This is a genomic window from Pseudoalteromonas sp. C12FD-1 (assembly GCF_037414265.1).
Classification (GTDB): domain Bacteria; phylum Pseudomonadota; class Gammaproteobacteria; order Enterobacterales; family Alteromonadaceae; genus Pseudoalteromonas.
The window spans coordinates 73,340-98,470 of record NZ_JBBEVD010000063.1 but is presented as its reverse complement, the minus strand read 5'-3'; the positions used below and the strand labels follow the sequence as shown (position 1 = coordinate 98,470).

Sequence of the window (25,131 nt, the reverse complement as noted above, 5' to 3'; positions counted from 1 at the left end):
TTTACTCTATTGTGATGGTAATAGCGCCAAGTTCGGTTTGACCTTGCAGTTGATAATGCTGTGGTTGCTTGTTATCCCAGCGTATTTTTTGTTTCAAATATTCTCGGCTGCCTTCTTCGCGTACAGCTTCAAAATTAAGTGTGTATTCGCCTTGTGGCAACATTTCACTGTTAGTTAATTGGCCTTGCCAGCTAACTTGATAGCTATTTGGTTTTTTTGTAGCGCCTGACACGCCATCGTAATTTGCGCTTGCTTTACGGCCAATTTTTCGCCACCACTGGCGTAAGTCTTTAAACCACTCTTGTTGCTCATGCCAAAAAACTAAAGTATGTATACCTTCGCGCTCGGGCGTTTCCAGCCAAATAGCCACATAAGGACGGTGGTAGGGTTCGGTATTTATTTTTGGTAAGGTAAAGTCGATGGTTAAATTGATCGGCTCTGCTGTTTTAGCGTAACTCTCTGGGGCTAAAAACGAGCTTACCAATAGTGAAATGTAGAATATTCTAATAGCTTTAAAGCGCATCATAGTTCTCATTAAATAATATAAACCAGTTAACAACTTAACTGGTTTATAAGGTTGTGCTTAATACTTAATCATTTTACGAGGCTAAACGAGTTGCTAGCTGAGTTAAAAAATTCTCATTTATAACAACTAAATAGCGAATTTTTTGCCTTGCTATCAACACGTTTATCCACCCTCAAAATAGATCACTTAATTATGCGGATTGGTATTAAAACTGATAGGCAAATGTTGCTTTGATATTTCTGCCTGGTTCATAATCGAGTAGATAGAGTTCGCCAAAGCGAGGGTGGAATGAAGTTCCTGTTCGTGATGATTGGGAGGCGTAATATTCATCAAAGAGGTTATCCACACCAAACACGATATTTATTTGTGGTTGGCTTTGTGGTTGCCAATTTAGCGAGATATTATGTACTGTAAATCCGTCTTTCTCGTTATTAAGTGTCGCGCCGTCAAGGTCTACGCCGGCATCAACATCATCTACATTCATTAACTCCCAGTGTAGGGTTAAATCGACAGCAGAGAATACATAATCGGCACTGACTGTTAAGGTATCACCTTGTTGGCGGTCTAGTCTTGCACCGTTTAAGGCATCGTATTGATCAAAAGCATCAAGTTCACTCTCGGCTGACGAGTAAGTTATTTGACTATTAAAACCGTTTAATTTGTAGCCTAGGTATGCTTCAAAGCCATCAATTTCCATGTTGCCAATATTATCTTTGAGTGAGCCGCTTGCATAATCATAAATGTAATCGTTGATTGACGTTTTAAATAATGTCGCCCCTAAAGAGAGCTGATCATCACCTTTAATAGGTGTTTGATACGCAAATGAGAACTCGGTGTTGGTACCTGTTTCGGCTTTAATATCAGGGTTAGCTTCATCGTATAAGCCTGCACCAATAAATACCTCAGCAATTTCTGGTGCCTTAAAAATTTGTGTAGAACTTAATTTAAAGATTAATTGCTCTGTGGGTGAGTACTCGGCAGCTAAAGCAAATGATGTTTCGTTAAATGTATTATCAACTAAGGTTGAGTCAATGTCGTAATGTTCATAACGGGCGCCTGGAATGATGGCAAAACTTGGACTAATTGCTATTTTATCTTGAATAAATAGTGCTGTTGTTGTTGCTTCTTCTGCAGATACAGCATCATCGAGCGTTGTGTAATCAGCATGGTAGTGTGTTTCATGCTTAACTATATCTAGACCGTAAGTAATATCATGCTCAATGCTGTTAGAAATTAACGTGTTGGCTAAAATATTCACCCCTGTGTTTTTGGCTTCACCGGTGATTATACCGGCTGAGCTTGCAAAGCTTTCGTTTTCGGCCCAGCCTAACTCATCACGCCATAATTCGCTGGTATTTGAAAATACCGAGGCTTTAAGCATCGAATAATCTGACCAATGAAGTGTGTAGTTTAGCGTTAATGTGTCGCGTGTAAACTCTGTAGGCCACAATAGTGGAATCGCTAAGGAGTTAGTTATAGCTAAATCGGTGGCTAAGCCCATATCAGGTCGGTAGCTGTAATCACCTTCATCTTTATAGCTTTCATAACTAAAAGCGAGGCGTTGATTGTTGTTTATATCCCAGCCTAGCTTAATTAATGCATCGGTAGTTGTCCCTTCTAAGCCTTTTACTTCACCATCAGTGCCGTCAATTTCAATACCACTGGCATCTTTGATTTGATTGCCACCAACATCATAATTCTTGCGATCTACGTAATTATAATAGGCTAAAAAGTCAACGTTATCGGCAAGTAAACCATAACCTGTTAATGAGTAGTTTGTGCCCGAGTTATCACCGGCACTCACATGAACACGTCCACCTACTTTTTCATTTGCATTAAGCAGTTCTTGAGCTTGTTTAGTTTCAAACTTGACTGCACCCCCTAAGCCGCCATTGACGACCGAGTTAGTACCAATTTCGATATCTACTGATTTTAAAATGTCGGCATGAATTTGTAGGTTACCCATATGGTGATACATATACGTATTTTGTGCTGCGCCATCGATGCTTATTTTTAAATCTTTATCATCCATACTACGAATAGTAATTCGTTGATTCAGAGAGTGTGCTCCGCCTACATCTACCCCAGGAATGGTTCGTAATAGGTCAGAAATATGATCCGCTTGTTTATTACCTATATCACCTTCATTAAGGTAAAGTGATGAAGTATTAACGGCTGTACTCCACACAGAAACACGTTCTATTTCATTATCAGCAGTATTGTTTTGCGCTTCATTTGCGTTTGCAGATATAACTGTTGCACTGAGTGCAGAGGCAACAGCGCCAGAAATAATGCGTTTAGAAAAACTAAAAGGGGCCATGCTTATCCTTAATTATTTTAAATAGTAGAATTATTGCAAATAAGAATTGTTCGCACTATTTTACATGTGTGGTAGTATTTTATTTGGAAAATAATTAAGTAAAATCGCCAATTAATTTTGATTAATCGCCATTAATAACGTGAAAGTGAAATAGCTATGAAATTAGCATCAAACTTAAACAAAGATAACCTTCATTCGGCACTTGTTTTGCAAGGCTACGATAATCATGTTTTACAACATAATGCTAATCACAAGCCATTATTTGTAGGCGACTTAACGTTTGAAAGTGTAGCGCAAGGTATCACTATGCACTGTTGTGATGGCGAAGAAAAACAAGCAGCTAGCAGTACGGTTGCCATTGATGCCGGTGTAAGTGTTAATATTTTATTTAGGGGGACGTTGTGTTTTAGTTTAGGTAAAAATACTTATCAGCTTATGGCAAAAACACAAAAGCCGTTGTTATTTATTAATACAATTTCTGGCAAAGAGATGTTCACCCGCCATTTAAACGAAAATCAAAAAGTAAAAAAAATAAATGTATCAATTAATAAGCAGTGGCTTTACTCACGGTGTAAAACAGCCGCCGATAGAATAAAAATAGACAGTATTTTCGCTCATCCAAGTCGTGTTTTTACGTTTGATTGCGTGGAAGAACTAACAAACATTGCAAATCAATTGTTTACATTAAAGTCTAGCCTTATGTTTGAAGATCAACTCAAGGCAGAGCAACTATCAATCCAACTAATATATAAGAGTTTAATTTTACTGCTCACTAAGCCTAGCCAAGCAAAGTCGGTACCAATAACTAATCTTCACAGACAATCTTTAAAAGCCCATCACAAATGTAAAATAGACAAAGCATTTGAAGATTTTGCGTTAACGCATGGTTGTTTAAGCCAAATTGCAGATTATCTAGGGGTTAGTGTTAGCACGTTACAACGGCAAGTTAAAAACAAGTATCAAGTCACGGCAATAGAGTACTTAAGAAATAAACGCTTAGATAAAGCGAAAAGTTGGCTTGTTTTAGATGGTAAATCGATAGGTGAAGTCTCTTTTTTGCTGGGCTATAGCCACGTTTCTACATTCACTACCGCATTTAAAAAGCGTTTTGGGGTCACGCCTAACAATTTCAGAAAAGCCCATAGCTAAGTAACTTCAATCATTTAAATACTCTCTGGGGGCGTGTTTAATATTGCGGATTAAAATTTGTTCAATCTATGGGCGATTAAATCCCAGCGCGATGTTTGTAACCGAGTGGGCTCAATTGCTGCTCTTGCGATACTCTAATTACTTACATCCATCTAGGCTGCAAAGAGTTTATCGCCCCTAGGCTATATCAAATTTACCTCTTGCATTCATATTGCATAAAGAGTAAACGTGTTGATATGGGTACACATCTACAATACGTGTAGAAGGGGAAACTTTTCACGCACTGGAATTACTTTATCAAAAGGAACACTCATGGCTAATATACTTTATCCAGCGCCTTTAAAAGTAGGCTCTAAAATTGCTATTTGCTCGCTTTCGTCGGGCTTAAAAGAAAAATACCATGCACGATTAGATAGAGTGATAGAGGGTTTAAAACACCGTGGTTACGAAGTAGTAGAAGGGGAGTTTTTACGCCAAAATAAACCCCGCGATGAATTAGATGCAAAAGCCCATGCCAAGCAATTAATGGGCTTTTTACTAGACGATGAGGTTGCCGCCATTATGCCGCCAATGGGCGGCGAGCTGGCGATGGAAATTTTGCCACTACTGGATTTTAACGCCATAAAAGAGGCCAAACCGAAATGGCTGGTGGGCTTTTCTGATGTGAGCACAATAGCCTGTGCTCTTACGGCTAAGTGCCAATGGGCAACACTTCATAGTGCCAACTTAATGCAGCTTCACCCAGATGAAACAAACCCCTACAGCTTACAAATTTTTGAAACCATTACCTACGAGGCGGGAAGTAAATTTGAGCAAGGACCCTCTGCTTATTATCAAAAAAATAAACCCAATTACGCACAAAACCCCGATGAGCTGCTAGCGCCAAGCGAGCCTACCCAGTGGCAGTGCCTCAATTACACCGATGAGCGCACAATCGAGATGTCTGGGCGCTTATTTGGCGGCTGCCTTGATACCGTAGGGTTATTGCTAGATTCGCCATTTTTAGCATTGCATGACTTTAAAAAACACAGTGCAAACGAAGGCCTTATTTTATATCTAGAAAATTCAGAGCTTACTCCTACCACCGTGGCACGATTTTTACTGTCGCTCAAACTTGCCGGTGTATTTGATGATATTAACGGCCTTATTTTAGGGCGCAGTGAAATAACGCAAAGTCATCATGATGCATTTGATTACCGTCATGCGCTAGATGTGGCATTGGGTGGGTGCTTGTTCCCAGTAATAATAGATGCTGATATTGGCCATGTGCAGCCAAATTTAAACTTAGTTAATGGCGCAAAGTGCTCACTAACGGCCGATATAAATCAAGGTAAAGTACTCAATGCTTCACTAAACACTGAGCTTATTTAACGTTTATTTTTGAATTACATATTAATACACGCGTATAATACGCAGGCCGTGAACAGATAAGTTCACGGTACATTCTCAGGGCGGGGTGAAATTCCCCACCGGCGGTATGTTTTACTCATTACTTTTTAGACTAAAACGAGCCCGCGAGCGCTTTATTTAATTTTTACAATATTGAAAAAGTTAAATGAAGGTCAAGCAGATCTGGTGAGATGCCAGAGCCGACGGTTATAGTCCGGATGAAAGAGAATATAGCTTGTAGCGTATGCAAACACGTGGCCTGTGGCTGCGTGTTTAATACCAATTCGCAATAATACTTAATCATTTTGAGGGGCTAAACGTGTCGCTATCAGCGTTAAAAAACTCTCATTTACGACTGCATGGATGCAGAAGGTAGAGCAATGCAGGATCAATTGCCGAGAGCAACTAAATAGCGAATTTTTTGCCTAGCTATTAACACGTTTTCCAGCCTCAAAATAAATCACTTAATTAAGCGGATTGGTATAAGCTGTTTAGTGGCAAAAAGTGCGCAATTTAGTTTGTGTGTTTTGCCATGTCTTTCAGTGTCCTGAATCTATTTATTTTTATGTGGAATATAATAATGATTCAGTCTTTACTTACTCAATTTGGCGAAAGCCACACCCGTGTAGAAAATGCCATTGCCGCACTGCAGCAAGGCCAAGGCGTGCTTGTTGTTGATGACGAAAACCGCGAAAACGAAGGCGACTTTGTATTTTCTGCCGAGCACTTAACCACTCAACAAATGGCCGAAATGATCCGCGAAGGCAGCGGTATTGTGTGCCTGTGTATGGGCGATGAGCGTATTAAACAGCTCGACCTACCGCAAATGGTAACTAACAATACCAGTCAAAATAACACAGCCTATACAGTAACCATTGAAGCTAAACACGGTGTGACAACCGGTGTATCGGCAGCCGATCGAGTAACAACGATTAAAGCCGCCACCGCCGATAACGCTAAACCGAGTGATTTATCGCGCCCAGGCCATGTATTTGGCTTAAAAGCACAAACAGGTGGCGTTTTAGTTCGCCGCGGCCACACCGAGGCATCTGTAGATTTAATGCAGCTGGCTGGTTTAAAACCGTTTGGCGTTATTTGCGAACTCACTAACCCTGATGGCACCATGGCGCGTTTACCACAGGTAAGTGATTATGCTAATAAACACAGCATGACCGTGGTATCGATTGAAGACTTAGTGCAGTACATACAAATGCAAGAACTCAAGGTCAGTTAAGGTTTATTAAGCATGACCTAAGTAAAACCCAGCTTTATTGCTGGGTTTTTGTTTTTCAATAAGTAATTAATTGCTCGTTTTTATTTGAAAATATTTCTCGGCTAAGCGGCTTTTTCAAAAATTCTCAGCCTGTAAACTTTGCCTAAATAGTCAGTGCAGCCGCACACAGTTTATTATTTAGGTGAAACTATGAAAATTAACACGCTTTTATTAGCAGCTGCTTTAACAAGCACTAGCGTATGGGCAACGCAAAGTAAACTTGCACAGCAAATAACGCCTGCACCCCAAATGGGCATAATGGATAGTTATAATCAGCACATTACCAACGCCCCTTTTTTACTTAATCTCGACAGCCACCCTAAAGAACAAATGGGCCCATATTTAACGCGGCAATATTTTCATGGTACGCAATCTACGTTTGTAAAATGGGTGGCTAAAAAGGGCGGAAAAGTACCCTTGCATAAGCATCCAAATGAGCAAGTAACGTGGATTATCTCTGGCGAGGCTAAGGTATTTTCTGACGGTAAACAATACCTTATGGAAGCAGGCGACATGATGGTGATACCGGCCAATGTACCGCACGAATTTCACTTTACCCAAGATACCGTTGATATCGACTTTTTTGCCCCAGCTCGCCAAGACTGGATAGACGGCACTGCAAATTATATTAAACAAAAGTAAGGTAAATTATGTTTTTAAGTAAATCTAAATTAGGCTTAACCGCTATTGTTTTATTAATAAGTGCTGTCGCGGTTGCAAATGAAACAGTACCTGCTGAGGTTTACGCGCAAACAGATGGCGCAGTAGGCGGTATTACGTATACACAAAACAAGCGCTTTATTTTTAGTTATCACCCCTTTTATAACCCAAAAGTAAAAGTGGGGGAGCTTTTAAAAAATGGCGATGTAGTCCCATTTCCTAATGCGCAGATGCAAAACCCTTATAAAAGTGATGGCAGCTTAAAAAATCCCGCTAACTATTTAAATTGGGTATTAGGAGTTAGGGCTGATGATAGAGGGAATGTGTGGATACTCGACTCAGGCCAGGCACAGCCGCGTATTACACCAAAGCTGATAGCATGGGATGCGCTAAACAATAAGCTCAATAAAATTATTTATTTGCCAAGCCCTATATCGGTTACTCAATCTCAACTTAACGATTTAGCTATATCAAGCAAATACAATACATTAGTGATTGCCGATGAAGGTATTGCGGATGGCGGTAACGGCAAGCAAGCCGCCCTTATTATCGTTAATACTCAAACAGGTAAGAGCCGGCGAGTATTGCAAGGCCACGAAAGCGCTTTGCCCGATTACGCAATGCCAATCATCATTGATGAAGGTACAAGTGAAGAAAAGCAACTTAATGCCTTTATTGGTGCCGATGGCATTGTGCTTGATAACGCACAGCAATGGCTTTACTTTGCACCGCTTAATAAAAAATATGTTTACCGTATTAAAATGGCCGATATTGCTAACGAACAATTAACCGATAAACAACTAGGCGAACGTGTAGAGCAATACGCACAAAAACCAGTAAACGGTGGTTTAAGTATTGATGCCGATGACAACTTGTATTTAACCATAGTAGGTGAGCGTACCGTGGGCGTTATTGATGCCTCAACACGTACGTACCGTGATTACACGTACGATGAAAACATGATTTGGCCAGATGGTGTAAGCATTGGACCAGAGGGTTACATGTACACAGGCGCTGCGCAATTGCCGCTTTCGGCAAAGCTTAATAACGGCAATGCTGAAAATAAAGCACCTTATTATATATTTAGATTTAAACCTTTAGCTGAGGGCGTAATAGGGCGCTAACTATAATGTGTAAATTAAGCACGCCTTTATGGCGTGTTTTTTATTTTATTTATTTTTTAAAGCGTGATTATCAATTTTTACAAGATAAAGTTTCAACCTAAATGCGGTTTTTCTGCGCTGATTATTTGGGTATCTTACGGGCATAGGAATTTAATCCGCTTTAGGTCTTAATTAATCATGAAATTATACACCTACTCTCATTGTCCTTTTTGTGCGCGTGTTAAAAATGTAGCAGGTAAAACGTCATTAAGTTTGCTTGATAGCGCAATTTATTACTCTATTTTACGCGGCTTATATTGCGAGCCAAACATTACTTGGCCAGAGCAATTAAACCAGTGGATGCATAATCAGGCACTTGAGTCAGGTGTGCCATTAGTTAAGTAAACATCAGTTTTTACAACCAATGCGACTCCCTTCGTATTGTTTTTTAGGCCAGTGATCCCGTCACTGGTCTTTTTTTATTTAATCTTGTTACGTATTTACTCCCCATGTTATTCGTGGAATTATTAAGCAACTAAAGCGTATTTTATACATGCTTGTGTAAACAAATTTAGCTCAGGAGAAATTATGTGGGATGAACGCTATAACACTCAGCAATACGCTTATGGCAAACAGCCAAACGATTTTTTAGCCGATCACTATAAGCAATTACCTAAAGGAAATATTATAAGCTTAGCCGAAGGCGAGGGGCGAAATGCGGTATTTTTAGCAAAAATGGGTTATCGCGTTACCGCTGTTGATGGTTCAAAAGTAGGGCTTGAAAAAGCGGCAAAGCTTGCCAAAGAGCACAACGTAAACATTGAGCTTATACATGCCGATTTAGCTAAGTTTGATTTTGGGAAAGAGAAATGGGATGCGGTAGTGTCTATTTATTGCCCTTTACCGAGCGCGGTACGCTCAGCAGTATATAAGCGCGCTGTTAAAGGTTTAAAGCCAGGTGGGGTGTTTTTACTTGAGGCCTATACGCCTGAGCAAGTAAATTATAATACTGGAGGCGGCCCAAGTGTCGATACTAAAACCTCAAAAAGCGATTTACAAGATGACTTAATCGAGCTTAGCTTTTTGCATTTAGAAGAATTAAAGCGAGAAGTGCTGGAGGGTACATATCACACAGGTTTAGCATCGGTACTGCAAGCTATTGCTAAAAAATAAAATGAATATAAAAGCTTAGCACTCTTTAGCGCTAAGCTTTTTTAATGGGTTTTATAAAACCTGAATAACTTGCTCTTTTGCTAAGCGAGATTTAGGTAACTTAGCGTTATAATCTTCAGTATCATCATGGTAGCCAAGTACTAACGCTACATCACAAATATAGCCATCCAGCTCGTGTTCAAACACTTCACCAATAAGCTGTGCATCTACACCCTCCATTGGCGTTGAATCAATACCTAAACGGGCTGCAGCGTGCATAGTGTTACCCAGGGCAATGTAAGTTTGCGCTTTGGTCCACATTGCATTGTTACCTTGCTCATCGGTATTCATATCAACAAAGGCAAACGCGCCAAATGCTTGTTCGCGGTTTTCACTTTGTGTACGGCCATTTTTAATATCTGCATCAATTACTTGTGCGTAGTCATCACGTTTATATTTAGGGTTGTAAGCAAATAAAATAACGTGCGATGCAGTTTTAATATGCGGCTGGTTAAATTGAAATTTATTAGCAAACGTAGAGTGCATACGCTCTTTAGCTTCGTCAGATTCAATAACAATAAATTTCCACGGCTGCGAGTTAATAGAGGATGGAGAAAGACGCATAGCTTCGTAAATTACATCTAAGTCATCTTGAGGAATACGCTGGGTTGTGTAGCGTTTAGTTGTATAACGTTTTTCTAAATCATTAATAATTGGATGGGTCATGGTTATCTCCGTTAAGTGGCTAACTAAGCCGAATGTTGTTTATATTGAGCCTTTTTTAAAAAAACAAAGCACAAATTACTATCTAATTGGATTGTTATTAAGCCAATTACGCGTTACGTCATCGAGGGGTTGTAAGTTTTTGCATACTTTATAGTCAAGCTCGGCAATGATCTCATTTGAAAAGCGTAATTTATCAAGGGTGTTTAACTGTGCTTGGTTAAACAGCGCTTGTTTATCTTCTCGTAGGAGTAAAACAGCTCTATCAACAACGCCTAGTAACCCTTGTGGTTCTTTAAGCTCACGTATTGTGTGCTTGTAATGCAAAAATTGTGGCTTCCATAACGGCACTATGCACCAGGTTTGGGTGGCAACGGCGTTTTCAAACGCGCTAAAACAGTCATGCTCTGTGCCGGTTAAAAACTCATATCCCGCGCTCGTCAGCCCATATTCTTTCATCATATTAATAGAAAAACGGGTAATACCAGCACCGGCATTAATGCCCTGAATCGTTTTTTGCATTTTTGTAAGCACATCTGGCTTTAGCAAATCACTAATTTCGTTTACTGCACTTTGCGGTACGTAATCTGGTACGCCCCAGTGTGCATAAGGCTCATAATGTAAGCCAAGCTCAACGAGTGGCATAACTTGCTCTACATCGGCTTTGTAAATACCGTGGCTTGAAGGAAGCCACGCTGAGGCAAGTAAATCTACATCGCCCGATTTAAGGTTTTTAAAGTTATCTTGATGCGGCGCATAAACACGCTCAACGTTAAAGCCCATATCAGTTAAAACATGGCTCACTAAAGAGGCCGTAACATGATGAAACGATAAATCGGTTACGCCCATTTTTAAAATTGGTTTACGCATAGGGTCTGCCTTATTTGAATACCAGTAATTAAGTTGAACTAGAGCACATATGTTTAAAATATTTCGCTGGTAAAAACTTTTAACGAGCCAGTACAAAAACTGGCTCGCTAGTCACTCTTTTACTGATTAAAGCGAAAACGCGTTAATACATAAGGTGGTTTTGCATCACCAAAGCCTTGGCTAAATGCAGGGTGCTGGTGGAGCTGATCTTGTGTCACATAAATCCAACCATTGCTCACTGCTAGGCTATCAGGCCATGATAATCGTTTGTCTTGAACAATTATTTCGTAGTGGCCTTTAGTGGTTAAGCCAATGGCATTGTTTTCAAGGTCGGTTACTAAAATACCGCCACCTGGGGCGTAGGTCATGCCATCGCTTGGGTTTTTAGGGCCAAACACTTCAATGCTTTTTGCTTTTTTAGCATCTGAATACGTGCTATTAGCGAGGGTTTTTGCCGGAATACGGTAAACGTGTGTGCCTGTAAATGCGCCAAAGTATACCCACTCGTTTTTATCGTCAATGGTAATTGGGTTTAAACCAAAACGCAGGTTTGTTGTTTCACCTTCTGCTGATTTAGACGCAACGGGAGAGGCTTCAATAACAATGTCTCGTTCCTCTGGCATTAGCTTAGCATTGCCCTCAAGTACGCGCATTGATTCGCCAGTTTTTAAATCAACAACAATAAACGCAGGCTTGGTTGCACCTATAAAGTTACCGAATGACATATCGGCAATGTAAATTTTGTCGTTACGCTCATCAATTACAAAGTCTTGTAAAAATGAGTTAGCAAGTACGGCGTCTTTATTTAATTCAATAGTATTAACTAAGGTATTAGCAACGCTGTCCCAGGCAATGAGTTTTGGGGCTACTTGTTCGCTGCCCATGTCTAAAATCCACACCACACCTTTGCTGTCACTATGCACGCCAATTACGGCTGCAAGGCCTACTTTGCCAAGCTCGGGGCCGTCTGCCCAATCGACGGTAGGGAAAGGTTGTTGAGCACCGTTTGCCATAATTTCAACTACGCGCGTTTTTGGTGCATCAAGCGGGTGCATGCTTACAATCATTCGTCCTGCAGGTGTTATAGTTATACCAGCGCCGCGATATTTATTAAACGTAGTCACTGTTTCAAGGGGGCCAACCTCTGCTGCATAGGCGCTTGAAAAAGCACTTACGGCTAATGACACGGTTGCTATTGCTAAGGTGGTTTTTAATCGTTTCATACTGTGATACCCGTTATGCTAAAAAATAAAGTAAAGCGATTTAAATAGCCTGAATGACTTCGCTGTGTTGAGGTGAATAATAGGTGAGAGTTTTCGTGCAATAAACAGGGTAATGATTGAATCTTTATCAAAAAACATTGGTTAATTGGTGGGCGAGCGCTTGCTTTAAATAAATTTGCTTTAAAAACATACTGCTAATGCCCATAAGCTGGGGTTACTAATACACATATAGTTAAAAGCGTTTAATAAACGAAGTGGTTTTAAGCCCCGTTGAGAGCAAGCAAGCTAATAGAGCGTTACTAAAGATTGTCCTAATTTAATAAATAGTGGCTAGTGACTAGCTGATGGGTACAGTGTAATATTTGCCTTTATATTGATAAACCGCGCAATAGCTAAGCATTGTCAAATATAAATAGACAATAAATCACTTTTTGGTTGCTCAATACACTGTAAGCAAACCTAAAGCGCTTAATTTTGCCAAAAATAATAATTAAATTATTAAGTTGATAATGGATTAATACACAATGCTTTTAGAAGACTTACAGGTAATTTTAAAAGTGGCAGAGTTTAAAAGTATTACTGCTGCAGCATCAAATTTAGATATGCGCACCGCCACAGCAAGTGCTGCTGTAAAAAGGGTAGAGCAGGCTTTAGGTTTTGAATTATTTATACGCACCACTCGTCATTTAAGGCTTTCTGCAGCCGGCGAGCGCTACATTCCGCAATGCCAGCAAGCATTGGCAATGCTTGAACAAGCCAAAAATACACTTAAAAGCGATGACGATATAATTGATGGCGAGCTGCGTATTGCGCTTTCTTCTGATTTAGGGCGCAACATTGTGATCCCATGGCTTGACGAGTTCATGCAAACTCACACTCAGTTAAGCCTTCGCGCCAATATTAGCGACAGTAATATCGACTTTTATCGTGACTCGGTCGACATTGCACTGCGTTATGGTAAACCTAACGATGCCAGCATGTACGGTTTTAAAATTTGCGACGTACCGCGTATTTTATGCGCAGCACAAAGCTACCTTGATATACACGGCGCACCTGCTCATCCACATGATTTAACTGAACATAAAGGGCTGTTTTATCAACTGCAAGATATAATTAAAGATGTATGGGTATTTAGCGATGCCAGGGAAGAGTTTAAAGTAAAATTGCACGGAGGCCACGCAACTAACGATGGCGATTTAGTAAGGCGCTGGTGTGTATCGGGCAAAGGGCTTGCAGTTAAATCCTGCTTAGATATGTCTAACGACTTACTTGCCGGTAATGTTGTAAACGTTATGGCAAATTTTAAACCTACACCTACAGAGCTTTGGCTAGTATGCCCAAGCAGGCAGTCAATCACTCCAGCCGTGCGCTTACTTCGCGATGCATTTAGAGAAAAAAGCGCAGGTATTTTAAAAGCCCTTATTGCAAAAGGGATTATTGATAAAACCGTGCTTGACTAATTAAGGACTAATAATGCAAGTTGATGATATTAGAGTGTTTGTGCCATGTAAAAATTATCAGCAATCGTGTGACTTTTATCAGGCGCTGGGCTTTAATGTTCAGCGGGCGTCAGCTGATTTAAGTATTGCAACATCAGGTGAATGCTGCATCTTTTTACAGCGTTACTACAACCAAGAATTTGCTGAAAATTTAATGCTGCAAGTGTGTGTATTAAATATTCACGAAGCCTTTAACATTATTTGCAAATTAACTCACTTTGATATTCGCTTTGAAGGGATAAAACAAGAGCCGTGGGGGAAAGTGGTTTATTTGTGGGGACCTTCGGGCGAGCTTTTACATATTACAGAGCTTAATTAGCCAAAGCTTAGTTAATCAGAGCTTAGGTCAATTAACTTAAATAACGCCACCCATTTTAAGCTGGTGGCATTATATTCTGATTAACTTAGCTTTTCATTCAAAAACGCTAAGGTACGCTGCCAAGCAAGTTCTGCTTTTTGCTCATCATAACGCCCAGTAGAGTCGTTATGAAAACCATGGTTTGCACCTTCGTACATGTGCATAGTGTACTCAACATTATTAGCTTTTAAGCTTTTTTCATAATCAGGCCATGTAGCGTTAACGCGTTTATCAAGCTCACCTAATTGAATCATTAAAGGCGCTTTTATATTTTTGTGCAGTGACTCACTGGCAGGGGTGCCATAAAAGGGTACGCCCGCGCTGAGTAATTCACTCTCAACCGCCGCTAAGTAATTAACAATATAACCACCAAAACAAAAACCTACAGCCCCTAGCTTGCCGTTGCTATTTGAATGATTTTTTAAAAAGTGGGCAGCGGCTACAAAGTCGTTTTGAATTTTAGCTCTGTCCATGGTTTTTTGCATGGCGCGGCCTTCATCGTCATTGCCTGGGTAGCCACCAAGCGGATAGAGTGCGTCGGGTGCAAAGGCAATAAAGCCTTTTTTGGCTAAGCGCCTTGCTACATCTTTAATATATGGGTTTAAACCACGGTTTTCGTGAATAACTAATACAACCGGCAGTTTACCTTCAATTTTGCTAGGCACTGCTAAGTAACCTTTGCCTTTACCATGCCCGTTTGGCGAATCAAATTCTTCGTAGGTGGCTTTAATATCGTCATCATTAAACGATACTTGCTCTGCAAACGCATAATTGGGTAATAGGGCACTGGTTAGTACGCTTATTGAAAAACCAAGTGCAGCTAACCCGCCTAGTTTTTTCATAAATGTACGTCTGTCCATTAAGCCGTGGGCGTATTCATCGTACCAATCAAAGGCTTCTTGCGGGATATGATCTGATTGCGGGGTATTCATGGCTGCTCCTTCCATTATTATTAGTTATGTATTGTTATTTATTACCATAACGTATTAGGAGTAAAAAACGAGCAGTTTATCTCTTTATATATAAAATTAGCTATTGAGTGAGTTTTAGCTTACCTGTCTGATAACCCTTCATCTACGCCTATTAAAAAGTCGAGCCCCACAAACGCGAACGATATAGCAATGGCGCCTAATAGCATTAAGTTACGGTTATTCTTTTTGTAGCCAATTGTAGTTAACACGGCAAAAGCAATAAATAGAATAATTTGTATGAGTGGCATAGTTACATCCTTTTATGTATTGGAGTCAATTTAAGGGCCTAACTTACCAGCTGAAAATAATTTAAACAATTGATTTAAAGTAAAAAGCTCGGAAAACTCCGAGCTTTTTAAGTAAGTTATCTAATTGGCTTGTTACGCCATAGCGTCGTTGGCTACAGGGTATTTAGGGTCTTCAACAATGTTAACCTCAACTAAATCACCGGCTTTTTGTAATAACTGGGCAGACTCAGGGCTTAAGTGACGTAAATACAACGTTTTACCTAATGCTTTATAACGTACGCTTAAACCATGTATAGCTTCAATACCTGATTGGTCACACACTCTGGCATTGGCAAAATCAATACACACTTTTTGTGGGTCGTTATGTGGGTTAAACCCTTCTTTAAACGAGGTTATAGAGCCAAAGAATAAGTTGCCTGCTACTTGGTAAGTTTTTTGCGTTTGAGACTCATCGCTGCATTGAATACGAATTTCTTTTGCAGAATTCCACGCATAAACTAAGGCTGAAATAACAATACCTATACCTACGGCTACGGCTAAATCGAGCAATACGGTAACGGTTGATACAACAATAATGATAAATATTTCAGACTTTGGAACGCGGCCAAATAAGCGCAAAGATGACCACTCAAACGTAGCAATAACCACCATAAACATAACGCCAATTAATGATGCTACCGGGATCATTTCAATTAAGCTTGGGAAAAACAAAATAAATACCAGCATAAATAAAGCGGTAGCAATGCCAGCAGCACGGCCTCGGCCGCCTGAATTTAAACACACCATACTTTGGCCAATCATGGCGCAGCCGCACATGCCACCAAATAAACCGCTTAAAATATTGCCCGAACCTTGTGCCACAGACTCGCGATTACCTTGCCCGCGGGTTTGTGTTATTTCATCAATAAGCGAAAGGGTCATAAGCGTTTCAATTAGCCCAACCGATGACAAAATAAGTGCAAGCATTAACACGGTAATTAGCGCATCGAGCGAGTCGCTATTGGTTAAATCCCAGCTAATTTGCGGAAAGTGAAAACTTGGTAATGCACCTTTTAAACTGCCATCAAGCGGATCGGCAGTCTCTTTTAATCCTTCTGCTACTTTTTGCGCTTCGTTAGCTTGCCATTTAGCCATAATTTGTGCATCAGTTGGGCGCTCTAATGCTATATTTTGCGCAGCTTCGCTGTATTGCCCATGAGAAATTTGATTTTTTACCGCAGCAAAGTTTTCAGTAATGATTTCTTTTTCAATCATTGAAGTACGCTGCGTGTACACAACGTCGCTAACAAGTTTTGACTCAAGCGGGGTAAATGTAACCAGCGCCGTACATACGGCAATAGCGGCAAGGGGCGCAGGAATTGCTTTGGTATAGCGTGGTAAAAAATACACAATGGCCATGGTTAACGCTATTAACCCCATCATGGTAAGCATGGCTGGGCTGCTTAGCTGCATCCAATCGCCCGCGTAGGTAAACATATCGTGTTGCTTATCGTATACAACACGAACGTTTTCTTTAAATTGGCCAAATTGCGCCATACCAATTACTATGGCTAAGCCGTTTACAAAGCCAAGCATTACGGGGTGAGGTAGTAGCCTTATAAACTTGCCCATTTTAAAAGCGCCAAACACAACTTGCAGCACACCGGTTAATACCACGGCCGCCAACAAGTATTCCAGCCCAAACATAATAATAAAGGCGGTAGTGACTACAGCCATGGAGCCCGCCGCACCCGAGATCATACCAGGGCGGCCGCCAAACACGGCGGTAATAAAGCCAACAAAAAACGAGCCATAAAGACCCATCATGGGGTCAATTCCCGCTACAAAGGTAAACGCAACGGCTTCGGGAATGAGCGTAAGCACAGCGGTTAAGCCGGCTAATACATCATTTTTTAAATTAGCGCTGCGTTTGCTTATTAAATCAAACATAGGGTTCCTTAACGTGCATAAATAAACTACATGCCATAGCGCTTTTAGCGAATAGCAGTATGTTTTGGTGTTTTAAATTTACGTGTATAGGGCGTGTTGATCTTTGCGGATTGAAATTTGTTCAATCTAGGTGCGATCAAATCGCGGCGCGAGGTTTGTAACCTAGTGGGCTCGATAACTGCTCCTGCGTTATTCTAATGACTTACATCCATGTAAGAATAAGTAAAAACCGAGCAAAGCTTCCGCGTCCTGCTCACGCCCCTTACCTACATCCATGTAGGCAACAAAGAGTTTATCGCCCCTAGGCAGAACCCAAAGGGCAGCGTATGTTTGGCATTTATGCTACGTTATCGCCTATTTATGGGGAGTAACCACACTTCATAGGCTCTGCCTTGCCTAAAAACCAAACATACTGCTGCAAATTCAAACGCCAAAGGTCAACACGCCCTCGTTATTAGAGCTAAGTGGAGGGCACTTAACAGTTAAGCGGCTCAAAACCATTGCGGTGTGAGCTTAATGCTAAACAATAAAATTCTAATGCGTTAGCGATGCTTTAAATTGAGGGCGCATAATACGCTGATATTATTAAAATAATTACCTATAATTTATTTGAAACACTTTATAAAAACTATTAATAATGCAGGGCAAATAAAAAGCTCGGCGTATTAGGCCGAGCTTTAATGGTTGGGAGAGAAACTTTAATTATTTGTAGGTGTTGGTTGAGCAGTTATAGGTTGCGATTTACCAAATAGCTTACGGGTTAGGCGCTTAGCGTCTTCTAGTGCTACGTACTGGCAAGGTATAAGTATTAAGGTAATTACCGTGGCAAAAAGCACACCAAAGGCCAGCGATACCGCCATAGGAATAACTATTTTAGCTTGTAAGCTGGTTTCCATAATAATTGGCATTACACCAATAAAGGTAGTAATTGAAGTAAGCAATATAGCTCTAAAGCGCTTTGCACCGGCTTGCATAACAGCCTGTTTAATAGCCATACCTTCTGCGCGTGCTTTATTTACAAAATCAACCATTACGAGGGAGTCGTTTACTACAATGCCCGCTACTGCAATAATGCCAAACATAGACAGCCCGCTCATGGTCATGCCTAATATTACGTGACCAAACATTGCACCTACTACACCAAATGGAATAACCGACATAATAATAAGCGGCTGCGAGTAAGAGCGAAGCGGTATAGCTAATAACGCAAATATAATCATCAGCGATATAGCAAAGTCGCGTAACTGCTCATCGGCGCTGTCCATTTCTTCTTGTACGCGCCCAGCCACATTACTTTTAACGCCTGGGTAGCTTTTAAGCAGCGAAGGTAAATAGGTATCGCGAATTTCTTGTGCAATAGCAAATGGTTCAACTTGGTCAGTATTTACCGCTGCCCACACATTAACGGTACGGTTTGAGTTTTCACGGCGTATACGGTTTACACCATCAACAAGCTTAACTTCGGCTACTTCGCTTAACGGCACTTCTGCGCCGGTTGGCGTAATAATACGCGCATTTTGAATGTTGCTAATTGAGTTACGCTCGCTTTCTGGGTAACGTATCATTACTTTAATTTCTTCGCCTTCGCGTAAAATACGCTGTGCTTCTAATCCGTAGTAACTAAAGCTTACTTGCGATGCAACGTCGGCAAGTGTAAGTCCCATGCTGTAGGCTAGTGGTTTTAAATCTAGCTGTACTTCGTCGGTGGCACTTTGCAGTGAGTCGTTTACATCGCCTACACCTTCCATGCTTTGTAGTTTAGCTTTTAATTTACCGGCTACTTCTTTTAACTCATCGGCATTTTTGCCTTGCAGTCTAAAACTTACGTCGCCGTCATCACGTCCGCCACTAAAAATATTATCTTGAATATTAAGCGTTTTAACACCTGGTAGCGGTGGCATTTGTTCGCGCCATAGGGTGCTTAATTCAAAGGTGTCGATAGGGCGCAAGTGTGGCTCTACTAAAATAGCCATAATATTAGCCTCTGTACGCCCACGTAAGCTTACCGATAAATCGCGTATCATGCTTTGGCCGTATTGCTCTTCAAGCTCTTTATCTACTTTGAGTAATACATCTTCTATTTTACGGGCGGTTTCAAGGGTTGCCTGCTCCGAAGAGGCAAGGTTCATTTCAAGTGTAATACGCGGAAAGTCATGCGGTATTTTAGGGTTAGGTACAAACTTAACTAACCCGCCTGCAAACATACCCGCACTGACTATTAATATACATAAAAAGCCAATAATTACGGTATAACGATAATGTATACAATGGCCTATAAAAGGCGTGTAGTAGTTTTGCACAAAGTGTTTTAAACCGTTATCAACTATATTACGCAGTTTATGTAATGGGTTTTTAGGGTTAGGTTTACGCGGGTTCATAGCTGCAATATGCGCAGGTAATATTAGCTTTGATTCAATCAGCGAGAAAATCAAACACAGTATAATAACTACACCAATGGCTTTAGAAAACGCAGCACCTGGGCCTGATGCCATAGCTTGTGGTAAAAACGCTGCAATAGTAGTTAATACCCCAAAGGTTGCAGGCATCGCTACGCGCTTAACACCACGAATAACGTTATCAAGGCTATGGCCATGTTTTTCTATTTCGGCACTGGCCGATTCACCTACGACTATGGCATCGTCGACCACAATCCCAAGTACAATAATGAAGGCAAATAACGACACCATGTTTATGGTGATGTCTAAAAAGCCAATTGGCATAAACAAAAAAGCACCTAAAAATGAAACTGGTAAGCCCATCATTACCCAAAAAGCTAAACGCAGCGGTAAAAACAGCGCCAGCACTATCATTACTAAAATACCGCCCCATACCATATTGTCGATCATCATATCGAGTCGACCTTCAAGGTAGTAAGTTAAATCAACAATAGGTGAGAGCTTTACGCCTTGCGGAAGTTTTGACTGTTTTTCTGCCATGTAGCCTTTAAGAATTTTAGCTACATCGGTTATGTCTTGATCTTTTGAGGCATCTACTTCAAACGAGAGTGAGTTTTTACCATTATATTTAGAGTAAAGTAGGCCTTCTTCAAAGCCGTCGTTAATCGTCGCTACATCGCCTAAATTAATTTGTGCGCCATCGGCAAGCGTTATAAGCGGAAGCTTTGCAAATTCGCCGCCACGATATGCCTGCTTTTCAACACGCATTGAAATATAGCCTGTGTCAGAGCGAATTTGCCCTGCCGACATATTGGTAGAAAAGTTTTGCACAGCGCTTGAAACATCTCTAAATGTTAGGCCATATTCACGCAGTTTATCGGGGCTTATTTCTATGCCTATTTCGTAATCTAGGCCACTGTAAAAATCAACTAAGTTAACGCCAGGTAATGCGAGTAATTCATCTTTTATGTCGCTACCTAGCTCTTTAAGCTGGTAATAACTCATGTCGCCATAAAGCGCGAGGATCATTACCTCTTGCTGAAATTTTTCACGTTGAATAACGGGGCGTTCCATCCCAGCCGGAAAGGTATTAATAGAGTCTACTTGCGCTTTTATTTCGTCTAGGGCTTCTTGTAGGTCGTATTTTTCTTCTATTTCTACCCACGCTTGCGCATAACCTCGGTTAGAGTAAGTAATTAAACGTTTTATACCTTCGGTACCCTCAAGGTTTTCTTCAATTTTTATGGTTATACCTTCTTCAACCTCTTGCGGGGCGGCGCCTGGGTATACTGCTTGAATACTCACCCAGTTACTTTCAAACTGTGGAAATGCCTGTTTACGAATGGTCAGCGCCGTTAATAGCCCGCCAATAAGTATAAAAATCATGATGAGGTTTGCCGCAACAGGGTTACGTGCAAACCATGCAATTAAGCCTTTTTCTGAGGTATTCATGGCGTATCCTCTTTAAGTGCTAATTGAGTAACATCGCTTTTAGGCTCAGTGCCTTCTAGCTTAACCGCCATGCCTTCTGTTGGGTATTCAAGGGCAGAGGTAATAAGTTGCTCGCCATTATTTAACCCTTGGTCGGCTATTACCATGCCATTTTGCTCACGTACAATATTAAGCGTTTTAAAGCTAAGGGTGTGATTGTCGTTTAAAATAGCAATTTTGTTATTTTTAACTAAATGGTGCGGCACTATAATCGCGTTATCAAGCGCGCGGCCTTTTATGGTGGCGTTAATGTATGAGCCAAAACGCAGTGGCTTAGCGTTATCAGCATACGGTGTAGGTAACTGCGCAACTAAATAGCTCATACGGCTAGTTTGATCAACAACACCTTCGCTACGTACAACCTTGGCTTGCCAGGTAGTTTGCCTACCGGCAAATTCTGCATTAAGTGTAACCAATGCACCTATACCGCCATTATTTAAGTATTGCAGCTCTTTATCTGCAACCGGTAAACGTACCTCTGCAACCGAGGTCGCGCTAAGCTCACCAAACTTACTGCCTGCACTTACTACAGAGCCTAAGCTAATAGTGCGCTCGTTAATAATGGCATCATATGGGGCTCTAATGTAGGTACGTTCTAAGTTACGTTTAGTGCGTTTTACACGGGCTTGAGCAGATTTAAAATTTGCCATTTTTTCGGCAAGTTGTGGTTTACGTAAATAAAGCTCAGATGCAATTGCATCGCTTGAGTCTGATTTAATACGTTCCCATTCAGCTTTAGCAACATGGGCTTGTGCGCGCTCAATTTCAAGTGCTGAACTTGCTTGTGCAAGGCCTGCTTGGGCTTCAATTAAGTCGGCTTCGTAATCATTTGGATCAATTCGTGCTAAAATATCGCCTTGCTTAACAAACGCGCCTTCAACAAATTGTTCGGCTACTGAAATAACTTGCCCGCTTACTTGCGCAACAAGCTCTGTACGGTCTTTAGGTTTTACAACGCCGTACGATTTTACATCAAGCGTAATGGCATCAATGTTTACGTTTTGCGCAGCAACAAGTGGACGAGTGTCTTGCTCTGGTTTTTCTTCTGGTGGCGTTTTCATTGCTGAAAGGCCAATTGCCAGTGCAATTCCGGCAGCTAAAACTGCGACAGGTAATAAAATTTGTTTTTTAGTAGCCACAAGGCATTCCTTCATATATTTGGTGACAAGGCAATAATACGCAATAAAGTGTTTACAAGGCGTTTGAAGATGTAACAAAGCATTACATGTGTGTATTACAATTAAACAATTGACTATGCATGGGTGAAATCACACTGCAAATTGCATAGTTTTATTAACTGAGGTTATTATGAAAACAGAGCCTATGGCATGTCGTTTAGGCTGCGGTGCATGCTGCATTGCACCAAGTATTAGCTCGCCAATCCCCGGGATGCCAAACGGTAAAAAAGCCGGAGAGCGTTGTATTCAGCTAGATGAACGTAATTTATGTAAATTATTTGGCGATGAAAGCCGCCCAAAAGTATGTAGTGATTTTAGCGCCACATTTGATGTGTGTGGGTCAACTAATGCAGAGGCTCTAGCACTTATAACCGAGCTTGAGCAATTAACCTAGCTCACGGGGTTGATACACATATATTAACATTTATCTATTACCGAGTAATTTTTTAAGTAATTAAAAGCTGCGCTTTTAACGCGAGCAAGCTCAGCGTCTACCGCAAATGTGCAGGTATACGGTTGTTTTGTAGACGTAAAGCTTGCTTACGTAACAGGCAAAGCCTGTAAAAGTGAATAAATCACAAGGAGGGGAAGAGTTGCTGCGCTTTTAGAGGAAGAGATTAGCTTTAAGTAATAGTTGGTTTGTGTATTCTCATTTACTTCTCATTCGCTTCTCTTTGTGGGATATTTTTTGTCTAAAATAGTGCTTTTATAAAAAACACAGCGTTTACAAATCAAAGTATAAATTGAGTTTGTAAACGCCGGCTTTATTTTCTACCAACTATACGTTGCGCTTAACGTATATTGCTCACCGCGTCCTGGTGTACCTGGTATTTCTTCAAACGACTCATCCCATAAGTTATCAGCCGCTAAAGTAATAAATAAATTGCTTAACTGAGGCGGGGTTATTTTAAGCGTTAGCTGGGTAAATAACGCGTTGTCGTGGCCGTTTCTAAGCGCGTTTTTGTGTTGTGTACGCCATTCGTTATCTATTCTAAATTCTAAAATATCAGTTGGGTTGTACACAGCGCCGAGTGTTAAACGGTGATCAGGAAAGTTTAACGCGTAAAAACTGGCATCAATATCGGCTGCGCCGTAGTTTTCTGATTTATGCAAATAGGTATAGCTAGCAATAAGTTTTGCCGTATCAAAGTGTTTAGTCGCTAAAAATTCAACCCCTGCAGTATCAATATCAACGGGGTTTGCAAAGCGCGCAGAGGTGGAGTCAAAATTAAAGGTCCAGTCGGTTAAGTTATTATCTTTTCGATAAAAAATAGCCGAGTTTAACTGCCAGCTTTGCTCTTCAAGTAATAAGCCAAGCTCTAAGTTTGACGTTGTTTCGCGCTCAAGGTTGTAGTTACTTCTAAATAACCCGCCAGAATCGCTGCCGCCAATGGCTGTGTAGCCTGCGACTTGGCTCGCTTGCGCGTATGATAAATAAATACTTTGCGCTGTGCCGTCACTGTTTTGGGTGCTTAAGGTTATATCACCAATAGCTGATACTTCAGCATCATCACGGTTTGTATCGTCATACGCAGCCCCTAAGCGAAAAGTAAGCTGCTGATTCGCTTTTAAAGCCATTGTGTATTGGGGCAATACGCTCAGCTTATAATATTTTCGTGAGGTAAAGTTGTTTTCAAGTGTTGTTGATTCAATCGAGTCATCAATAAATTGTGCCGAGTAATTTATTGCCAGTGCATCGCTTTGTGTATGGCGACCCGAAAGAGCAAGCGATTTAACTTCACTTTTATGAAAAGCTTCAAATGCACTTGGGTTTTCGCGCGAGTAAATATAGTGATCGTCATGGGTACGGTAATACGCCGATACTTCAAAGTGACTGTTCTCAGCGTAGGTTTGTTTGTGATTAAGCATCCAAAGGCGTGTTTCTAGATCTTCAGTTTCGTTAACGCCAAAAGGGGTATATAAGTTAGGCCAGCCAAAAAACTTATCTTGCGAGCCATAAAATAAATCGGTTTGGCTATGCTCGCTTGCTAATTGCACGCGTGCTGAGGCGCGCGAAAAGTCATGGTCGCCATTATCAATGGTGCCATCACTTTGCGAGTGAGAGTACTCACCTTCAAAGCCCAGGGTATAGTTAGCTAAGCTATCAAGTTGAGTGTTTTTAGCAGCGTGAATACTTTGCAGGTTAAAGTCGTTCGTACCAGTGCCAAGCGATACACTACCGCCAGTAATAATTGGTTTCCAACCAAACGAAACTGTACCTACAGAGCTGTTCATACCGTACAGTGCGTTATCAGCACCGGTTAAAACATCTGGGCCACTTAGCATTTGTGGTGCAATAGGTATTTCAGCAAAATAATGGCCCGATTGCGGGTCAAGCAGGGTAGCGCTTCCTACTCTAAAACCGGTATTTTCAAAAATCCCACCACGAATAGTTACATCAGCTTGCGCTTCAGCCATATTACGAGATTGAAGATCAACACGTGGGTCGTACTCTAAATTAGAAATAGGCGAGTCAAATGTACCCACAGGCAGTTTATTGGCTGTAGGTGAGGCTTCAACCGTTATTTGCTCGATTGATGACTCATTAGGTAGCGTATTAGCATAAGTAAATGGGGTAACACTGCATAAAAGGGCAGGTAATATAATGTGTGGTGTGCGGTTCATGTGTTTCTCGTCGTTTTTTATTTGAAGCTGCGGTTACAATAAATTTCA

At 40.9% G+C, this 25,131-nt stretch carries 21 protein-coding genes and 1 riboswitch; of the genes, 10 read left to right on the top strand and 11 right to left on the bottom strand.

From position 1 onward, the window contains the following. Nucleotide 1 precedes the first annotated feature (1 nt). Nucleotides 2-526, bottom strand: coding sequence for a DUF2271 domain-containing protein (locus tag WDB87_RS08990; protein ID WP_337849697.1), 525 nt, complete (start codon nt 524-526; stop codon nt 2-4). Between the two features lie 205 nt (nt 527-731). Continuing rightward, a complete protein-coding gene (locus WDB87_RS08985; protein ID WP_337849696.1) occupies nt 732-2,846 on the bottom strand; it encodes a TonB-dependent receptor domain-containing protein in 2,115 nt (704 codons plus the stop codon). A 156-nt stretch (nt 2,847-3,002) separates the two neighbouring features. Here WDB87_RS08985 and WDB87_RS08980 point away from each other — a divergent pair, with 156 nt between their 5' ends. From WDB87_RS08980 to WDB87_RS08950, 7 genes are all read left to right on the top strand, one after another. Next, on the top strand, nt 3,003-3,995 hold the full coding sequence (locus WDB87_RS08980) for a helix-turn-helix domain-containing protein (RefSeq protein ID WP_337849695.1): 993 nt from the start codon (nt 3,003-3,005) through the stop codon (nt 3,993-3,995). 312 nt (nt 3,996-4,307) lie between these two features. Beyond that, nucleotides 4,308-5,366, top strand: coding sequence for a S66 family peptidase (locus WDB87_RS08975; protein WP_337849694.1), 1,059 nt, complete (start codon nt 4,308-4,310; stop codon nt 5,364-5,366). A gap of 67 nt (nt 5,367-5,433) precedes the next feature. Beyond that, a riboswitch (FMN riboswitch) is annotated at nt 5,434-5,618 on the top strand. Nucleotides 5,619-5,964: 346 nt separating this feature from the next. Next, nucleotides 5,965-6,618 (top strand): 3,4-dihydroxy-2-butanone-4-phosphate synthase, encoded by a 654-nt coding sequence (gene ribB / locus WDB87_RS08970; RefSeq protein ID WP_337849693.1) that lies wholly within the window; start codon nt 5,965-5,967, stop codon nt 6,616-6,618. Nucleotides 6,619-6,807: 189 nt separating this feature from the next. Then, nucleotides 6,808-7,299 carry a cupin domain-containing protein gene (locus tag WDB87_RS08965; RefSeq protein WP_337849692.1) on the top strand — a complete coding sequence of 164 codons (492 nt, stop codon included), beginning with the start codon at nt 6,808-6,810 and terminating at the stop codon, nt 7,297-7,299. A gap of 8 nt (nt 7,300-7,307) precedes the next feature. Beyond that, a complete protein-coding gene (locus WDB87_RS08960) occupies nt 7,308-8,441 on the top strand; it encodes an L-dopachrome tautomerase-related protein (RefSeq protein WP_337849691.1) in 1,134 nt (377 codons plus the stop codon). 177 nt (nt 8,442-8,618) lie between these two features. Continuing rightward, the gene (locus WDB87_RS08955; RefSeq protein WP_337849690.1) at nt 8,619-8,825 is read left to right on the top strand and encodes a hypothetical protein; all 207 of its coding nucleotides are present in this window, start codon (nt 8,619-8,621) and stop codon (nt 8,823-8,825) included. A 183-nt stretch (nt 8,826-9,008) separates the two neighbouring features. Continuing rightward, nucleotides 9,009-9,593, top strand: a complete 585-nt coding sequence (locus WDB87_RS08950; protein ID WP_337849689.1) for a class I SAM-dependent methyltransferase — start codon at nt 9,009-9,011, stop codon at nt 9,591-9,593. A 51-nt stretch (nt 9,594-9,644) separates the two neighbouring features. Here the strand turns inward: WDB87_RS08950 and WDB87_RS08945 are convergent, their stop codons facing one another. The 3 genes from WDB87_RS08945 to WDB87_RS08935 form a co-directional block, all read right to left on the bottom strand. After that, complete coding sequence (locus WDB87_RS08945) at nt 9,645-10,298, bottom strand: nitroreductase family protein (protein ID WP_286244670.1); 654 nt, start codon at nt 10,296-10,298, stop codon at nt 9,645-9,647. Between the two features lie 78 nt (nt 10,299-10,376). Next, nucleotides 10,377-11,165, bottom strand: coding sequence for a glycine betaine ABC transporter substrate-binding protein (locus tag WDB87_RS08940; RefSeq protein ID WP_337849688.1), 789 nt, complete (start codon nt 11,163-11,165; stop codon nt 10,377-10,379). A 119-nt stretch (nt 11,166-11,284) separates the two neighbouring features. Then, nucleotides 11,285-12,388: an L-dopachrome tautomerase-related protein gene (locus tag WDB87_RS08935; protein ID WP_337849687.1), complete on the bottom strand. Its 1,104-nt coding sequence runs from the start codon at nt 12,386-12,388 to the stop codon at nt 11,285-11,287. Between the two features lie 524 nt (nt 12,389-12,912). On the opposite strand from WDB87_RS08935, the gene WDB87_RS08930 reads away from it, so the two are divergent. Next, entirely contained in the window at nt 12,913-13,848 is a 936-nt protein-coding gene (locus WDB87_RS08930) for a LysR family transcriptional regulator (RefSeq protein ID WP_337849686.1), read from the top strand. A gap of 13 nt (nt 13,849-13,861) precedes the next feature. Further along, a complete protein-coding gene (locus WDB87_RS08925; RefSeq protein WP_286244666.1) occupies nt 13,862-14,206 on the top strand; it encodes a lactoylglutathione lyase in 345 nt (114 codons plus the stop codon). Between the two features lie 80 nt (nt 14,207-14,286). Here the strand turns inward: WDB87_RS08925 and WDB87_RS08920 are convergent, their stop codons facing one another. From WDB87_RS08920 to WDB87_RS08900, 5 genes are all read right to left on the bottom strand, one after another. Next, nucleotides 14,287-15,177 carry a dienelactone hydrolase family protein gene (locus WDB87_RS08920; RefSeq protein ID WP_337849685.1) on the bottom strand — a complete coding sequence of 297 codons (891 nt, stop codon included), beginning with the start codon at nt 15,175-15,177 and terminating at the stop codon, nt 14,287-14,289. Between the two features lie 119 nt (nt 15,178-15,296). Beyond that, on the bottom strand, nt 15,297-15,464 hold the full coding sequence (locus WDB87_RS08915) for a hypothetical protein (protein WP_286244664.1): 168 nt from the start codon (nt 15,462-15,464) through the stop codon (nt 15,297-15,299). Between the two features lie 132 nt (nt 15,465-15,596). Then, complete coding sequence (locus tag WDB87_RS08910; RefSeq protein ID WP_286244663.1) at nt 15,597-17,393, bottom strand: SulP family inorganic anion transporter; 1,797 nt, start codon at nt 17,391-17,393, stop codon at nt 15,597-15,599. 698 nt (nt 17,394-18,091) lie between these two features. After that, nucleotides 18,092-21,241: an efflux RND transporter permease subunit gene (locus tag WDB87_RS08905; protein WP_337849684.1), complete on the bottom strand. Its 3,150-nt coding sequence runs from the start codon at nt 21,239-21,241 to the stop codon at nt 18,092-18,094. Then, nucleotides 21,238-22,419 carry an efflux RND transporter periplasmic adaptor subunit gene (locus tag WDB87_RS08900; protein ID WP_337849683.1) on the bottom strand — a complete coding sequence of 394 codons (1,182 nt, stop codon included), beginning with the start codon at nt 22,417-22,419 and terminating at the stop codon, nt 21,238-21,240. The genes WDB87_RS08905 and WDB87_RS08900 overlap by 4 nt, the downstream gene beginning before the upstream one ends. A 169-nt stretch (nt 22,420-22,588) precedes the next feature. Here WDB87_RS08900 and WDB87_RS08895 point away from each other — a divergent pair, with 169 nt between their 5' ends. After that, a complete protein-coding gene (locus WDB87_RS08895; RefSeq protein ID WP_055015194.1) occupies nt 22,589-22,852 on the top strand; it encodes a YkgJ family cysteine cluster protein in 264 nt (87 codons plus the stop codon). Nucleotides 22,853-23,229: 377 nt separating this feature from the next. Here the strand turns inward: WDB87_RS08895 and WDB87_RS08890 are convergent, their stop codons facing one another. Beyond that, the gene (locus WDB87_RS08890) at nt 23,230-25,083 is read right to left on the bottom strand and encodes a TonB-dependent receptor plug domain-containing protein (RefSeq protein WP_337849682.1); all 1,854 of its coding nucleotides are present in this window, start codon (nt 25,081-25,083) and stop codon (nt 23,230-23,232) included. Nucleotides 25,084-25,131: the final 48 nt, after the last annotated feature.

Excerpts from the sequence above, each read along its gene's own strand:
- WDB87_RS08935 (WP_337849687.1), bottom strand. The coding sequence starts at position 12,388 with ATGAAACGATTAAAAACCACCTTAGCAATAGCAACCGTGTCATTAGCC.
- WDB87_RS08990 (WP_337849697.1), bottom strand. The coding sequence starts at position 526 with ATGATGCGCTTTAAAGCTATTAGAATATTCTACATTTCACTATTGGTA.
- WDB87_RS08945 (WP_286244670.1), bottom strand. The coding sequence starts at position 10,298 with ATGACCCATCCAATTATTAATGATTTAGAAAAACGTTATACAACTAAA.
- WDB87_RS08940 (WP_337849688.1), bottom strand. The coding sequence starts at position 11,165 with ATGCGTAAACCAATTTTAAAAATGGGCGTAACCGATTTATCGTTTCAT.
- WDB87_RS08960 (WP_337849691.1), top strand. The coding sequence starts at position 7,308 with ATGTTTTTAAGTAAATCTAAATTAGGCTTAACCGCTATTGTTTTATTA.
- WDB87_RS08890 (WP_337849682.1), bottom strand. The coding sequence starts at position 25,083 with ATGAACCGCACACCACACATTATATTACCTGCCCTTTTATGCAGTGTT.
- WDB87_RS08920 (WP_337849685.1), bottom strand. The coding sequence starts at position 15,177 with ATGAATACCCCGCAATCAGATCATATCCCGCAAGAAGCCTTTGATTGG.
- WDB87_RS08910 (WP_286244663.1), bottom strand. The coding sequence starts at position 17,393 with ATGTTTGATTTAATAAGCAAACGCAGCGCTAATTTAAAAAATGATGTA.
- WDB87_RS08980 (WP_337849695.1), top strand. The coding sequence starts at position 3,003 with ATGAAATTAGCATCAAACTTAAACAAAGATAACCTTCATTCGGCACTT.
- WDB87_RS08985 (WP_337849696.1), bottom strand. The coding sequence starts at position 2,846 with ATGGCCCCTTTTAGTTTTTCTAAACGCATTATTTCTGGCGCTGTTGCC.
- WDB87_RS08930 (WP_337849686.1), top strand. The coding sequence starts at position 12,913 with ATGCTTTTAGAAGACTTACAGGTAATTTTAAAAGTGGCAGAGTTTAAA.
- WDB87_RS08895 (WP_055015194.1), top strand. The coding sequence starts at position 22,589 with ATGAAAACAGAGCCTATGGCATGTCGTTTAGGCTGCGGTGCATGCTGC.
- WDB87_RS08955 (WP_337849690.1), top strand. The coding sequence starts at position 8,619 with ATGAAATTATACACCTACTCTCATTGTCCTTTTTGTGCGCGTGTTAAA.
- WDB87_RS08965 (WP_337849692.1), top strand. The coding sequence starts at position 6,808 with ATGAAAATTAACACGCTTTTATTAGCAGCTGCTTTAACAAGCACTAGC.
- ribB (WP_337849693.1), top strand. The coding sequence starts at position 5,965 with ATGATTCAGTCTTTACTTACTCAATTTGGCGAAAGCCACACCCGTGTA.
- WDB87_RS08925 (WP_286244666.1), top strand. The coding sequence starts at position 13,862 with ATGCAAGTTGATGATATTAGAGTGTTTGTGCCATGTAAAAATTATCAG.
- WDB87_RS08975 (WP_337849694.1), top strand. The coding sequence starts at position 4,308 with ATGGCTAATATACTTTATCCAGCGCCTTTAAAAGTAGGCTCTAAAATT.
- WDB87_RS08950 (WP_337849689.1), top strand. The coding sequence starts at position 9,009 with ATGTGGGATGAACGCTATAACACTCAGCAATACGCTTATGGCAAACAG.
- WDB87_RS08915 (WP_286244664.1), bottom strand. The coding sequence starts at position 15,464 with ATGCCACTCATACAAATTATTCTATTTATTGCTTTTGCCGTGTTAACT.
- WDB87_RS08905 (WP_337849684.1), bottom strand. The coding sequence starts at position 21,241 with ATGAATACCTCAGAAAAAGGCTTAATTGCATGGTTTGCACGTAACCCT.